The organism is Bradyrhizobium sp. HKCCYLRH2047 (assembly GCF_051168175.1).
Classification (GTDB): domain Bacteria; phylum Pseudomonadota; class Alphaproteobacteria; order Rhizobiales; family Xanthobacteraceae; genus Bradyrhizobium.
Map to the genome: position 1 here is coordinate 72,776 of NZ_JBNPUM010000019.1, position 14,561 is coordinate 87,336.

12 protein-coding genes are annotated in these 14,561 nt (G+C 66.2%); 6 read left to right on the top strand and 6 right to left on the bottom strand.

The window, feature by feature from the left end:
* Window positions 1–31: 31 nt before the first annotated feature.
* The 4 genes from ACQR1D_RS30060 to ACQR1D_RS30075 form a co-directional block, all read right to left on the bottom strand.
* On the bottom strand, window positions 32–244 hold the full coding sequence (locus ACQR1D_RS30060) for a hypothetical protein (protein ID WP_315801177.1): 213 nt from the start codon (window positions 242–244) through the stop codon (window positions 32–34).
* Between the two features lie 84 nt (window positions 245–328).
* On the bottom strand, window positions 329–2,074 hold the full coding sequence (locus tag ACQR1D_RS30065; RefSeq protein WP_434890943.1) for a CHAD domain-containing protein: 1,746 nt from the start codon (window positions 2,072–2,074) through the stop codon (window positions 329–331).
* A gap of 240 nt (window positions 2,075–2,314) precedes the next feature.
* Entirely contained in the window at window positions 2,315–3,268 is a 954-nt protein-coding gene (locus tag ACQR1D_RS30070) for an exopolysaccharide biosynthesis protein (RefSeq protein WP_316183095.1), read from the bottom strand.
* Between the two features lie 28 nt (window positions 3,269–3,296).
* On the bottom strand, window positions 3,297–4,274 hold the full coding sequence (locus ACQR1D_RS30075; RefSeq protein ID WP_316183096.1) for a TerC family protein: 978 nt from the start codon (window positions 4,272–4,274) through the stop codon (window positions 3,297–3,299).
* 573 nt (window positions 4,275–4,847) lie between these two features.
* On the opposite strand from ACQR1D_RS30075, the gene ACQR1D_RS30080 reads away from it, so the two are divergent.
* Both ACQR1D_RS30080 and ftsH read left to right on the top strand, forming a co-directional pair.
* Complete coding sequence (locus tag ACQR1D_RS30080) at window positions 4,848–5,801, top strand: lipid kinase (RefSeq protein ID WP_315801173.1); 954 nt, start codon at window positions 4,848–4,850, stop codon at window positions 5,799–5,801.
* A gap of 66 nt (window positions 5,802–5,867) precedes the next feature.
* A complete protein-coding gene (ftsH, locus tag ACQR1D_RS30085; RefSeq protein ID WP_315801172.1) occupies window positions 5,868–7,715 on the top strand; it encodes an ATP-dependent zinc metalloprotease FtsH in 1,848 nt (615 codons plus the stop codon).
* A gap of 81 nt (window positions 7,716–7,796) precedes the next feature.
* Here the strand turns inward: ftsH and ACQR1D_RS30090 are convergent, their stop codons facing one another.
* On the bottom strand, window positions 7,797–8,339 hold the full coding sequence (locus ACQR1D_RS30090; protein WP_434840324.1) for a cytochrome b: 543 nt from the start codon (window positions 8,337–8,339) through the stop codon (window positions 7,797–7,799).
* 274 nt (window positions 8,340–8,613) lie between these two features.
* Here ACQR1D_RS30090 and ACQR1D_RS30095 point away from each other — a divergent pair, with 274 nt between their 5' ends.
* Window positions 8,614–11,046, top strand: coding sequence for a DUF2235 domain-containing protein (locus tag ACQR1D_RS30095; protein WP_434840323.1), 2,433 nt, complete (start codon window positions 8,614–8,616; stop codon window positions 11,044–11,046).
* Window positions 11,047–11,163: 117 nt separating this feature from the next.
* Window positions 11,164–11,928, top strand: a complete 765-nt coding sequence (locus ACQR1D_RS30100) for a hypothetical protein (protein ID WP_434840322.1) — start codon at window positions 11,164–11,166, stop codon at window positions 11,926–11,928.
* 24 nt (window positions 11,929–11,952) lie between these two features.
* Here the strand turns inward: ACQR1D_RS30100 and purB are convergent, their stop codons facing one another.
* Complete coding sequence (gene purB / locus ACQR1D_RS30105) at window positions 11,953–13,260, bottom strand: adenylosuccinate lyase (RefSeq protein WP_434840321.1); 1,308 nt, start codon at window positions 13,258–13,260, stop codon at window positions 11,953–11,955.
* A 281-nt stretch (window positions 13,261–13,541) separates the two neighbouring features.
* Between purB and ACQR1D_RS30110 the strand changes: the two genes are divergently transcribed.
* Both ACQR1D_RS30110 and ACQR1D_RS30115 read left to right on the top strand, forming a co-directional pair.
* Window positions 13,542–13,715, top strand: coding sequence for a hypothetical protein (locus ACQR1D_RS30110; protein ID WP_434840320.1), 174 nt, complete (start codon window positions 13,542–13,544; stop codon window positions 13,713–13,715).
* Entirely contained in the window at window positions 13,712–14,299 is a 588-nt protein-coding gene (locus ACQR1D_RS30115; RefSeq protein WP_434840319.1) for a TetR family transcriptional regulator, read from the top strand. Before ACQR1D_RS30110 ends, ACQR1D_RS30115 begins: the two co-directional genes overlap by 4 nt.
* Window positions 14,300–14,561: the final 262 nt, after the last annotated feature.

The window sequence follows — 14,561 nt, forward strand, 5'->3', positions numbered from 1 at the left end:
ATGCCGGTCGTTCCGGATTTCGGAACGGGAGTCAGGCGAGCGGAGCGGGGGCCGGCACGCGCGGGTATTTGTGCTCGGGCGGCACCTCCAGCCGGAAGGCCCGCAGCTTCGGCTCGTCCCACGCCGCCAATGGCGTCCCGCAGACGCCGCAGTCGAACCGGCCGGCCGAGCCGACCGCGGATGTCGATTCCGCGATCTCGTAGGCGGCACGGCAATGAGGACACGTCACGCTGGATATCTTCATGGGATCACGCTCCTACATCTCTCGCCCGGATGTCTTGAACCAGATCAATGCGGTCCATGAACCGACGTCATCGGCCTCCGGTCGTCACGCCTCCTCGGCCTCCCACGGCGTCGGCGCCTTGGTGAAGGCGCGCCACGCCTCGCGCAGCGGCTCCTCCACGCCCGCCATGGCATGCGACTGCCAGCCGGTGATCGCGGCGGCCGCGATCGCCGCGTCGGTGGAGGTGGTGCCGAGGGTCTCGATCACGCCGGCGGTGACCGCCATGTCGTTGTAGTGGCCGAGCTGCTCCTGGAAGCCGGCGAGCGTTCTCGCGTATTTCTTCGCCGATTTGCTGGCGCCGTAGAGCGGCAGCAGGAAGTCGATGCTGTAGCGCAGCTTCTTCAGCGCAAGACGCAGCCGGTGGCGGCGCTCGGCCGGCAGTTTCTTGAAGCGGCGACCGCGCTTGAGCACCTTCTGATGGCGCTCCGACAGGACGGGCCCGGCGAAATCGATCGCGGGCGCGGCGAGGCGTCGGAGATCGTCGGGGGAGACGTCGTTGCGCCAGCCGCGGGTCTCGATCCATTCGCCGAGGCCGAGCACGAAAGCGGCGCAGCGGCGCTCGGCAATCGCGATGCGCAGCGTGCGATAGGCGAGCTCGCGCCGCCGCTCGGCGAGCGCCCGGAGCGAGTCGAAGCCTGCGACCGTCGGGCAGGCCTCGGCGATCTCGGGCAGCGTATCGGTCAGGAACACGTCGAGGTCGCGCGCTGCCGAGAGGCTCTGCGCCAGCCAGCGCGCATCCGCCTCGAGGCCGTCGAGCCTCGCCGAGGTCCCGAGCGGCCGCATCAGATGCAGCGCGGCGCGCAGGCGGCGCAGCGCCACCCGCAACTGATGCACGCCTTCCGGATCACGGCCGTCCTCCGCCGCAGGCATCGCCTGCAACAGATGATGCAGGCTGCCGCGCAGGACGATCGCAAAGCTCTCGTCCAGCGACACCGCTGGATCGAGGCACGGCTTGCGCGGCTTCTCGGCGCCGGGAGCCTTGCCCGTGGCGAGATCGAAACCGCGCGCCGACTTGCTGCGGATCGAAGGCCGGATCGCTCCGTGATCGCCGATGCGCTGTGCGATCTCGTAGATGGCGGCGGGGTTGCCGCTCTTGAGCTCCAGCTCGATCTCGCTCACGATCTCGCTGTGCTCGGCGGCCTTGATGACGCCGCTGTCGAACGCGATCTCGATGGTCGCGCCGGGCACGTCGAGCATGCGCGCATGGCGATGCACGTCGGCCGTGAACACCGCTTCGAGCGTTGCATCGGCCAGCGTCGCGCGCAGCTCCTCCGGCAGCAGCGCGGCCGCCAGCGCCGGATCGGGCGCCAGCGAAGATACATTCGCCTCCCATTCGCCGCGCTTGAGCGGATCGTCGCAGTGCTGCGCCTTCACGGTCTGCACGAAGCGCGAGCCGCTCTGGCGCACCCGCAAGGTGAAGCCGTTCTTCCACAGCGTGCGCTTGGGCGTGTCGTAGTAGACCGAGGTCAGATGCTTGCGCGAGCCCTTGTTGCGCGCATGCGCGATGACGACCGGCGCGTTGTTGAAGCCGGCGAGCTGATCGGGTGGGACGAGAAGCTTCAGCTCGATCTCGTGGCCGCTGCCGGCCGCCGGATCCGGCAAGAACAGCGCTGCGGCGTCCACGCTGGGCGCCGTGGCATCACCCTGCGTGACCGCATGATCGGCAAGGTGCTGCGCAGTCAAGCTGTCGGCGGCGCCGCCGGGATCGCTGCTCGCCGACTCGCCACCCTCCCGCACGCCGACCGCATGGCCATCGCCGTGGATCGACGCCGGTGCGTTCGAATCGGGCATGTGTCGATTCTGTAACCGTTTAGTGACAGTCATCTCTCGTATAGCTGCAGCCGGCACAAAGGGACAGTGGCATTTCTCGCAGGGCGTCGATGATACGCGACGCGTCGGCGCTTACCGGTCGCATTTTTTGTTGCCGCTTCAATGACAAGTGCTCGCGCTTGCGCGGACAGGCGCTCACGGAGATATGTCCGTCGCAGCCGCAATGCACCGTCGCGCGGCCGCGCTGCCACAGCGGGAACTTCAGATCGAGCCGGTGAGCATGAAGCGCGTGGCGACGAAGACGGCGGCTGCGGTGGTCGCAATGCTCGCGGCGGCCACGAGGCCGCGGCCGCGACGCGCCAGCGCGCGGGAGCGCTCGCGGGGATCCTGCGCCGGATCGTAGGATGCGCGCCGGCTGCGGCGGTGGCGCACCGCCTGCACCCAGAGGGCCAGCGCGGCGATGCCGGTTGCCACTGCAAACACGGTTGTCACGCCGGCGGCAAAGCCGAGATCGACACCGATGCTTTCCAGCATGGCCCGCAGTTGCACCGCAAGCCGTGCCAGGAGAGTTGCGGCATAATCGGCCGCCGCGGCGCCGGTGTAGAGCAGAACGGCCGTCCACACCACGGCGGCCATTGCAATCAGGATCGACACCAGCACCGCGAGGCCGTCGCCGGCCATGAAGCCGATCGAGGCAGCGATCAGCGCCAGCGCCGGCATCACGTTGCCCATCGGGATCGGCAGGATGATGGTGACGGCCATCAGCAGCAGCGGCAGCGCGAGCAGCATCCGCGCCGGCCGGCCGGTCAGCCAGACCAGCCGGTCCTCGCGCAGGCCGCGTTCGGCATAGCCCGCCCAGTCCAGCCCGGCGCGGATGATCTTGCGCAGCAGCCGCTGCGGCACCGGCCGGCGGCGCAACTGCTCGGGCAGCCATAGCCGCTCGGCGCCGAACAGGATCTGCAACGCGACCAGCGCGACAAACGTGCCGAACACCATGCCGAACGGGCCAGGCAACGGGATCAGCGCCGGCAGGGTCAGCAGCAGCAGGGTCAGGCCGAGACCTTCCGATTCCAGCCGGTCGAACAACTCGCCGATCGACGGCTCCTCGGACCGCACCGTGCGGGCGATCGCGAGCAGCCGGCGGCTGATCGGCCCGTTGTGACGGCGCGGCGCCGAGGAGTCCTCATCGTCGGATGTGACATCATTCATTGCCACGCAGCAACCTCATGTCCTCTGACCTGCCTCACTTCATCGGCTCGACCGCAGGCCGCGTCTTCCACAGCGAGTAGGCGATGCCCGCGCCGAGCAGACCGAAGGTGATGCCGAGCGAAATGGCGGGCGGAAACTTCTCGAGCCCGAGCAGGTCGGCCAGGAAGATCTTCGACCCGATGAAGATCAGCACCGCCGCCAGCGCCAGCTTGAGATATTGGAAGCGATCGACCATCGCGGCGAGCGCGAAATAGAGCGCGCGCAGGCCGAGGATCGCGAAGATGTTCGAGGTGTAGACCACGAACGGGTCGGTCGAGATCGCGAAGATCGCGGGCACCGAGTCGACCGCGAAGATGACGTCGGCGAACTCGATCAGGATCAGCGCCAGGAACAGCGGCGTCATGAACCAGGTCGGCTTGCCGCGCGCGTCAGGCTGGCGCACGAAGAAGCGCTCCTCGTGCAGGCGGTCGGTGACGTCGAAGCGGCGGCGCATCCAGGCCAGCGCCGGATTGGCGCCGACGTCGTGCGGCTTGTCCTTGAACACCAGCATCTTGACGCCGGTCGCGACCAGGAACAGCGCGAACAGATACAGCACCCAGCTCGCCTGGGCGACGATCGCGGCGCCGAGGCCGATCATGATCGCGCGCAGCACGATCACGCCGACGATGCCCCAGAACAGCACGCGGTGCTGATAGGCGCGCGGGATCGCGAAATAGCTGAAGATCATGGCGATGACGAAGACATTGTCCATCGCCAGCGCCTTCTCGATCGTGAAGGCGGTGAGATAGGCGGTGCCGGCCTCGGCGCCGAGCTGCCACCACACCCAGGCGCCGAAGGCCAGGGCGAGCATGATGTAGACGGCGCTCATGACGAGGCTCTCGCGGACCGAGATCTCGCGCGTCTTGCGATGGAGGATGCCGAGGTCGAAGACGAGGAGGGCGAGCACGATTGCGAGGAAGGCGAGCCACATCCAGACGGGCTTGCCGGCAAACGCGATGAACAGGAATTCCACGACGGGTCCTCTTAATCAGGCCGGTGAGATTGATGTCAGGTCCGACATCGTGAGCGCACCGGCAGCTTCACCAGAGGGGCCCGGACCAGGGGTAGGCGACGGACGTAGGTGTGTGCCGATTGGTTTTCAAGAGCCCGCGGTTTTCAAGAGCCCGCGGTTTGCGTCAACGTTCAGCAAGATGAACGGCGAGGTGCGACAGAGTGTCTGCCACCCCGGCAGGCGTCTTGCAGGCGGGCGTCGGTCAACTAATTCCAGAGGACCGGAGATCCGGGCCCCTCTGATAGTCCCCGGGACTATGATGTCGGACTCTCTTTCATGACCGATACCGCTGACGGTATTGCGCGCTTTGGAGCGCGGAGGAGTTTGACGAGATGCGGCCACACGCGTCGCTTGTAGCTATCGGCCCTCGCGGCTCTCGCCCCCCACTTCACCATCCCGACAATCGTCATCTGCGTGCCTTCCGGAATCCTCCGGTTGGGGCCGGGATCGTGATGGAACCGGAGTGCCTGCTCGCCACTTTGTATGGAACCCGCGCGCCGAGGCGCGCTGGCATCTTGTGTACGGGAGACAATCGTGACCACGGGGGGTGACCAGGTATCGATCGCGAAGGCGCCGCCGTCGCGCCCCGCCGTGGCAACGCGCCGCCTCCTGATGATCATCAACCGCGGCAGCCGCTCCGGCGGCGAGGCGGCCGGCATTGCCGTGTCGCGGCTGAGCGCGGCCGGCTATGATCTCGTGATCTCGGCACCGCATAGTCCGCGCGAGGTGGCGCCGTGGATCGAGGCCCATGCCGACGACGCGGAGGCGGTCGTCGTCGCCGGGGGAGACGGCAGCCTGAACGCGGCTGCGCCGGCGCTGGTCAGGACCGGCCTGCCGCTCGGCATCATTCCGGCCGGCACCGCCAACGACCTTGCCCGTACGCTCGGCCTGCCCCAGGACATGGAGGCCGCGGTCGACGTGATCGCCGCCGGCCATCGCCGCCGGATCGATCTCGGCGAGGTCAACGGCCATCCGTTCTTCAACGTCGCCAGCCTCGGCCTGAGCGCCGAGCTCGCGCGTCAACTGACCAAGGAGACCAAGCGCAGGTTCGGTCGGCTCGGCTATGCGGTCACGGCGCTGAAGGTGCTGACCAATGCACGGCCGTTCCGCGCGATGATCGTGTCGTCCGACGGCGCGGTGCGCGTCAAGACGCTGCAGATCGCGGTCGGCAATGGCCGCTACTACGGCGGCGGCATGGCGGTCGACCACCGTGCCGAGATCGACGATTCCCACCTCGATCTCTATTCGCTGGAGATCGGCCGCGTCTGGAAGCTCTTGGCGATGGCCTATGACTTCCGCAGGGGCCGCCACGGCCTTTGGCAGGAGGTGCGCGCATCGCGCGACACATCATTCGAGATCCGCACCCGGCGACCGCGCCCGATCAATGCCGACGGCGAGCTCGTCACCTTCACGCCGGCGCGCTTCTCCGTGCTGCCGCGCGCGGTGGCGGTGTTCGTGCCCAAGGCCGCAGCGCAGGACCGCACCTGAGGGCGGCGCCGGATGATCCGCAGGTTGCGGCCGCCCGTTTTCGACTGATCACCGATCGAGAGACCCATGACCAAGCAGACCCGCTTCAATCTCTGGTACGCTGTTGTCGCGATCTTCGTCGCGATGATGATCCACAATGCGTGGACGAGCTATCGCCAGGTCGCCGTCATTCCCTACAGCCAATTCCAGGATCTGCTCAACGCCGGCAAGGTGAAGGAGGTCGGCGTCTCCGAGAACTATCTGGAAGGCACGCTGAAGGAGCCGCTGCCGAGCGGGCAGACGCGCTTCGCGACCACGCGCGTCGACCAGGAGTTCGCCAAGGAGCTCGCCAAGGCCAATGTCACCTTCACCGGCCGGGTCGAGAGCAACATCCTCGGCGACATCCTTTCGCTGGTGATGCCGATCGCGCTGTTCTTCGGCGTCTGGTACTGGCTCTCGCGGCGGATGATGGGCGGCGCTGGTGGGCTCGGCGGCGGCCTGATGCAGATCGGCAAGAGCAAGGCCAAGGTCTATGTCGAGGCCAACACCGGCGTCCGCTTCGAGGACGTCGCCGGCGTCGACGAGGCCAAGGACGAGCTGCGCGAGATCGTGTCCTTCCTGAAGGATCCGAAATCCTATGGCCGGCTCGGCGGCCGCATGCCCAAGGGCGTGCTGCTGGTCGGCCCGCCCGGCACCGGCAAGACCTTGCTCGCCAAGGCGGTCGCGGGCGAGGCCGGCGTGCCGTTCTTCTCGATCTCGGGCTCCGAATTCGTCGAGATGTTCGTCGGCGTCGGCGCGGCGCGCGTGCGCGACCTGTTCGAGCAGGCGCGCGCCAAGGCGCCGGCGATCATCTTCATCGACGAGCTCGATGCGCTCGGACGCGCCCGTGGCATGGGCCCGTTCGCGGGCGGCCATGACGAGAAGGAGCAGACCCTCAACCAGCTCCTGGTCGAGCTCGACGGCTTCGATTCCTCCACCGGCCTCGTGCTGCTCGCGGCGACCAACCGGCCGGAGATTCTCGATCCGGCGCTGCTGCGCGCCGGCCGCTTCGACCGCCAAGTGCTGGTCGACCGTCCCGACAAGCCTGGCCGCATCCAGATCCTCAACGTGCATCTGAAGAAGGCGAAGCTCGCCGCCGATGTCGATCCGGAGAAGGTGGCGGCGCTGACGCCGGGCTTCACCGGCGCCGATCTCGCCAACCTCGTCAACGAGGCGACCCTGCTGGCGACGCGGCGCGGCGCTAACGAGGTGACGCTCGACGATTTCAACAACGCGATCGAGCGCATCGTCGCAGGGCTCGAGAAGCGCAACCGGCTGCTCAATCCGAAGGAGCGCGAGATCGTCGCCTATCACGAGATGGGGCATGCGATCGTGGCGATGAGCCTGCCGGGCACCGATCCCGTGCACAAGGTCTCGATCATTCCGCGCGGCGTCGGCGCGCTCGGCTACACCATCCAGCGTCCGACCGAGGACCGCTTCCTGATGACGCGCGAGGAGCTCGAGAACAAGATGGCGGTGCTGCTCGGCGGCCGCGCCGCGGAGCTCGTGGTCTACGGCCATCTGTCGACGGGCGCCGCGGACGACCTCCGCCGCGTTACCGACATCGCCCGCTCGATGGTGACGCGCTACGGCATGTCGGAGCAGTTGGGCTCGGTCGCCTATGAGCGCGACAACCAGTCGTTCCTGGCGCCGGGCGCCTCGCGCAGCGCCGACTATGGCGAGGCGGCCGGCGACGCGATCGACGCCGAGGTGCGTACCATCGTGACCGCAGCGCTCGAGCGCACCCGCAAGCTGCTGCAGGACAAGCGCGACGTCCTGGAGCGCGCCGCGCGCCGGCTGCTGGTCAAGGAGACGCTCGATGAGAGCGAATTGGCCGCGCTGCTGAAGCAGGACCAGCGCGCCGGCGATCTCGTCGTGGCAGCGAAGCCGATCTAATGGGTCTCCTGCTCGTCGGTTGATCGATGAGCATGACGGGCGAGAGTGATCATTCTACGACGAGATGCGACGCGCCTACGCTCACCGCCGCGGCCACATCCGGGCCAAGGTCTCGTCCTTCTTGACGAACGCGTGCCAGAGCGTGGCCGCGATGTGCAGGCCGACCACGAGATAGACCAGATAGGCCAGCGTATCGTGCGTGACCTCGCCGGCATGGGCGATCGCCTTGTCGCCGGCGAACAGCCGCGGCCAGCTGAAGGTTCCGAAATAACGCAGCGAATAGCCGCCGGCCGACGAGAACATGTAGCCGGTCACCGGCATCACCAGCAGCACGGCATAGAGCGCCCAGTGATTGAGCTGCGACAGCGCGCGGACAACCGGACCGAACGCCGCGGGTGCGGGCGGGGCGCTGGTGCGGGCCCGCACGATCAGCCGGGCGATCGCCAGCAGAAACAGCGTGCTGCCGAGCGACTTGTGGATTTCCAGGAGCTCGCGCCGTGGCGACGTCCCCGCCGGCTGCAGCCCGCAATACAGGCCGATCAGCATGGCCGCGATGAAGAGCAGGGCGGTGGCCCAGTGAATCCATCGCAGCAGGGGATCATAGGCGGTCGTCGTCTCGATCATATCCGGGTCTCGCACGCGCAAAGGAGCGGCCTGCATAAGACCACGCTGGCGCGATGTCGAAGGATCAGAGGTCGACGTCCTCTCGCACGACAACTGGATGAGGGTCTCTCTCGATCATTTCTGGGTGATGCGAGCTGCGCGGAGACGGTCGCTGCTGCGATCCCGAGAGCAATCTGACAGGCCGAGCAGCCAAGTCGCTCGCGCGAGGATTGCGCCTTGCTTTTATTACAATTGGGTCCCAAGCTCCGCTCCGGCATTCTGGTCGGGGGGCCTCATGTCCAACGCTGCTGCGAGAAACATCGTGCTGCTGTCGGATGGGACCGGCAACAGTGCCAAGGCCTTGTTCAAGACGAATGTCTGGCGGCTGTTCCAACTGCTCGATCTGCGCGATCCCAGCCGGCAGATCGCGTTCTACGACGACGGCGTCGGCACCTCGTCGTTCAAGCTGTTCGCGGCGCTCGGCGGCATCTTCGGTTTCGGCCTGAAGCGCAACGTCATTGCGCTCTATAGCTTCTGCTGCCGCAACTACCGGCCTGGCGATCGCATCTACTGCTTCGGCTTCAGCCGCGGCGCTTTCACGATCCGCATCGTGGCGGCGATGATCGCGGGGCAGGGGCTCGTTCCCTACAACAACAATGACGCTGATCTGGCACGGTTCGCCGCCGATGCCTATCGCCGCTACCGCCGGCGCTACAACAGCGGCATCCTCCGCTATCTCGGCAGGATCGGCCTCGATCTCCGCGGGATCCGCGATTGGGGAATCCGCGAGCTGCGCAGCTGGCGTAACCTGCCCCCCGAGCCGCCGCCCATTGAGGTGGAGAGCATCCATTTCGTCGGCATCTGGGACACGGTCGACGCCTATGGCGGTCCGATCGAGGAGATGACCCGTGCCATCGATTATTGGATCTGGCCGCTGTCGATGCCAGACCAATTCATGAGCTCGAAGATCCATCGCGCCTGCCATGCGCTCGCGATCGAGGAGGAGCGCGATGCGTTCCGCCCGGTGATCTGGGACGAGCGCTACGTGTGGGGGCGTGACGAGGCGGTGCCCGGCCGGGGTGACAAGAAGGACTGGCTGTTCGGCATCGATCACGATCCACGCAGCGAGGCCGCGAAACGCGCCGACCCGCCGCCGCATCTGCGCACCGATCTGCCGGCCAGTGACCGCGAGCGCATCAGCCAGGTGTGGTTCACCGGCGTGCACTCCGACATCGGCGGCGGCTATCCGCAGGATGGTCTGTCCTATGTGACGCTCGACTGGATGCTGGACCGGGTTCAGGCCTATGGTCTCGTCTATCTCGAGGAGCGGCGCAGCCTGCTCTACGACCCCGAGATCGATCCGCTCGATAAGCTCAACGACTCGCGAAAGGGGCTTGCGGCCTATTACCGCTATAAGCCGCGCAATCTGCGCGAGATCTACGACGCGCCGCCGTACAAGCTCTCGCTGCGTTACGATATCAGGCGCATGAAATGGCTGCTGCATTCGCCGTTCAAGCCGCAGACGGAGCTTCTGGCCGGCGATCTGCATCCGAGCCTGCCACAGCCGCCGTTGCCGCCGGCGAAGCCTGTCATCCACCACACCGTCTTCGAACGCATCCGGTCGGGCACCGATCATTATGCACCGGTCGTCGTGCCGGCCAGCTACCGCGTGACCGACGACTCGGGCACATCAGCCGATGGTCTGCATCCGTGCGATCAGGGACGCGCGCGGATACGCGTCCAGGATGACGTCTGGAACTGGGTGTGGCTGCGCCGCGTGGTCTATTTCGTCACCATGTTCGCGCTGCTGTTCGTCGCGGCGATCCCATACGCCGTCATCTATTGGCCGCGCTTCCTCTATGTTCCGCTGCATGTGGTGGGCGATCCGGCGGTCAACGCGGCCGCTGCGTTCCTGCCAAAATTTCTCGACCCCTGGTTCGTCGCGTTTCGGGATTCGCCCGGTTTCCTTTTGATCGGGGTAGCTGTGGCGCTCGGCTTGACGTCGTGGGGCACCTCGCTTCAGCAGAAGATCCGCGATACCGCACGCATCGCTTGGAACGATCCGTCACGGCACACGCCGGTGACCGGCTGGCGCGCGACGGTCTATTCGCTGCGCCGCCAGGGCTGGTATGTTGCCGGTTTCTATCTCCTCAAAACGTGGATCTTCCCGTTCGCCATCATGTTCTGGCTGTTCTGGTGGCTGGGGTTCGGCGCGGCCAATACGGCCGGGCTGTTCTGCAAGGAGACGCTGAGGCCGACCGAGGTCGAGGACACAGAGATCGGCGCATACCCTGGTGGCAGCATCCGGCCGATGTTCGAGACGCGTCACCATTGCTATCCGACGGCGCTGACCGTGGCGCAGGGCGAGACCTATCAGATCGTGCTCGATGTCGGGGAGGCATGGAGCGACGGCGGCATCCCCGCGACTCCGGCCGGCTTCGGTTACGGCACCTGGACGCAGCTGCCCGGGATACCCTTCAAGCGCCTGATCTGGTCGAACTGGTTCGCGCCAATCGTGCGGGTGGGCAGCACGGGGCTCGAGGAGCATCTCCCGGCTTTCCAGCAGGAAACGCCCGGCAGCCGCCGCTGGACAGCCAGGTTCACGGCCCGCAGCGATGGGGAGGTGTTCGTCTATGTCAACGACACGTCCATCCTGTTTCCTTGGCTGTTGTATCGATTCTACTTCAACAACAAGGGTAGTGCGGTCGTCTCGTTGAAAAAGCTATAGCTGCGCGCGCCGTCAGGTCTGGCATCGCCACGTCGAGCGTGACGACGTCGCGCTGCGGATGGTGCGCGGCGCGGGGACAGAGTAGGATGCAGGCAAAGGTCGCCTGCGAGGAGTGCCATGACCCGACGAAGCTTGACCGGATGGATCGCATGCCTGGCGCTCGCCGCCGTCACGCTCGCCGGCGCCAGCGCGGATGCCGCCGAGCGAACGATGTCCTGGGACAGCGGCTGCCGTTTCACGGTCCGGTTTGATCCCGCCAAGCAGGACGAGATTCGGCTGCGCAATACCGTGCATCTGCTGTTCGGCCCGTCCGATTTCGAGTCCCCCGGCACGCTGCCGGCGTTCGAGCCGAAGGCGGTCGCCGCGCTCGACCCCGATAAGATCGATCGCGCCTGCAAGGCTGCGCTCGACGTCGCCGCCCGGCTGGAGTTCATCGCGCTGCCCGGCGTCGACGACTATCGCCGCGCCAGGGTGGCGGAGCTGAAGGACAGCTGCGATTTCGAGCTGGCCCAGACCCGCGGCTTCAAGATGCCCTCGGCATTGCGCGACTATCAGCCTGCCGCCGCCTGCGCACGCTTCGTCGACGCGATCGAGGGCAAGACCGACCTGCAGCAGATGTTTCGCCAGACCGTGGCGCAGGGCTGCGCCAACAACGCCAGCCCGAAGGCCTGCGTCGCCCGGTACGCCGCCGAAGCGCAGAAGCCGGACGGGCAGGAGCGCATGCGGATCTATCTGGTCAATTTCGGCTGGACCAATTGCGCTGTGAACTACAACCTCCGCAACACCGGCGAGACGAAGATGGAGGCGATGCGGAGCGCGCTCGAGACTCAGTTCCGGAAGATGTTCAAGGTCAAGCAGGACAAGTGCGAGGAGGCGGACTGAGGCGTCCGCCCGCTCGACGCGCGCTCAGCTCTCCCCGAACACGCGCTTGAAGATCGTGTCGACGTGCTTGAGGTGATAGCCGAGGTCGAACTGCTCGTCGATCTCGGCATCTGTCAGGTACTTCTTCACGTCGGCATCGGCCTTCAGCAGGGTGCGGAAGTCGCCTTCGCCGCGCCAGACCGGCATCGCGTTGCGCTGGACGAGCTTGTAGGAGTCCTCGCGGCTCGCCCCCTTCTGGGTCAGCGCGATCAGCACGCGCTGCGAGTGCACGAGGCCGCCGAGCTTGTCGAGGTTCTTTTCCATGTTGGCCGGGTAGACCAGCAGCTTCTCGATCAGGCCGGCGAGGCGCATCAGCGCGAAGTCGAGCGTGACGGTGGCGTCGGGGCCGATCATGCGCTCGACCGAGGAGTGCGAGATGTCGCGCTCGTGCCACAGCACGACGTTCTCCATCGCCGGCGTCACATAGGCGCGCACCATGCGGGCGAGGCCGGTAAGGTTCTCCGACAGCACCGGGTTGCGCTTGTGCGGCATCGCCGACGAGCCCTTCTGGCCCTCCGAGAAGAACTCCTCGGCCTCCAGCACCTCGGTGCGCTGCAGGTGGCGGACTTCGGTTGCCAGGCGCTCCACGGACGAAGCGATGACGCCGAGGGTCGCAAAGAACATCGCGTGGCGGTCGCGCGGAATCACCTGGGTCGAGATCGGCTCGGGGCTAAGGCCCATCGCCTTGGCGACGTGCTCCTCCACCCGCGGATCGATCTGGGCGAAGGTGCCGACGGCGCCGGAGATGGCGCAGGTCGCGACCTCCTTGCGGGCGGCGACCAGGCGCTCGCGCGCGCGAGAGAATTCGGCATAGGCATAGGCGAGCTTGAGGCCGAACGTGACCGGCTCGGCATGGATGCCGTGCGAGCGGCCGATGGTCGGCGTCATCTTGTGCTCGAAGGCACGCGTCTTCAGCGCCGCCAGCACGCGGTCGAGATCGGCGAGCAGCAGGTCGGCGGCACGGGTGAGCTGCACGTTCAGGCAGGTGTCGAGCACGTCGGAGGAGGTCATGCCCTGGTGCACGAAGCGCGCCTCGGGGCCGACGATTTCGGCGAGATGGGTCAGGAAGGCGATGACGTCGTGCTTGGTCTCCCGCTCGATCTCATCGATGCGGGCGACGTCGAAGGTGGCGTCCTTGGCCTTGGCCCAGATCGTCTTGGCGGCGTCCTTCGGGATCGTGCCGAGCTCGGCCAGCGCGTCCGCCGCATGCGCCTCGATCTCGAACCAGATCTTGAACCGGGTCTGCGGTTCCCAGATCGAGGCCATTTCGGGACGGCTGTAGCGGGGGATCATCGACGGCGCTCCAAGGCGGGAGGGAAGGTGGGCGGGACCAAGCGTCCGCGCCGGCATTTTACGCCGCGCTTTACCAGAGCGGCCGGATCGACACAAACGGCGGTCTTTCCGGCGAGCCGGCGGGTCAATTCAAGATTATAATACCATTTCTCAAAAATCGTGCTGACAGATATTGAAATCTGTCAGCGCGATGATGTATATCGATTGTGCCACCGTGCTTAAGACCAACTTCCACTGTCTGACCTTGGGTTCAGCGGTTTCAACTGCGAAGGACCGCTTCGATGAAGATTGAAAAGCGATTGTTGCACTCACAATTTCAGGACTGGCTGAATCTCCAGGTCGCGCGTCACCTGGAGGCCCAGGCCGCCAAGTTCCGCGCGCCGTCGTCCGCCGATCGGGCTGAGACGATCCAGATCAAGGCGCATACGTCCGAAGCCGATATGGTGCATGCATGAATGAGGCCGTGGTTCTGACATCCGAGCGCATCCTCGAAGTCACCGAGGATGTGTTGCGCCGGTACGGGCTCGCCAAAGCGACGGTCGTCGACGTCGCGAGAGCGCTCGATGTCAGCCACGGGTCCGTCTATCGTCACTTTCCCAGCAAGGCGTCGCTGCGCGAGGCGGTTGCCAAGCGCTGGCTCGAGCGGGTCAGCGCGCCGCTGGCGCAGATCGCGGCGGAGCCGGGCCCCGCGCCGGCGAAGCTGGAGCGCTGGCTGCGCGAGCTGTTCGGCGCCAAGCAGAAGCGGGTCTGTGAAGATCCGGAGATGTTCGCGACCTATCTCACCCTGGCGCGCGAGGCGTGCTCGGTGGTCAAGGCGCACAAGCAGAACCTGATCGCCCAAGTCGAGGGCATGATCGCCGAGGGCGTCGCGCAGGGTGCGTTCGACGTCGCCGATCCAAAAGTTGCGGCCGCCGCGATCTTCGATGCGACGAGAAGTTTTCATCATCCCGCCCATGCCGACGAGTGGGGCGAGTGTACCTGCTCAGCCCGGGCCGATGCGGTGCTGACGTTGTTGTTGCGCGGGCTTGCGGCGCGTTAGATGTGGATGAGCGGGCTCGCATCAGGGGGCAAGCAGACGATCTGTCCATGAGCGGCGACTGAAGACGCCGATGATCGTGTGACGGTGATCTCCCACAGCGTCATTGCGAGCGTAGCGAAGCAATCCAGGGTGGTGAGCCGGACTCTGGATTGCTTCGCTGCTGTTTAGCCCGGAGACATAGCTTGCACCTGTTCGGGGACATGGTTGACACTTTTGGGGTCACGCAAATCGATCGCTGCGATCTGATGAGCGGCAAAGAAAA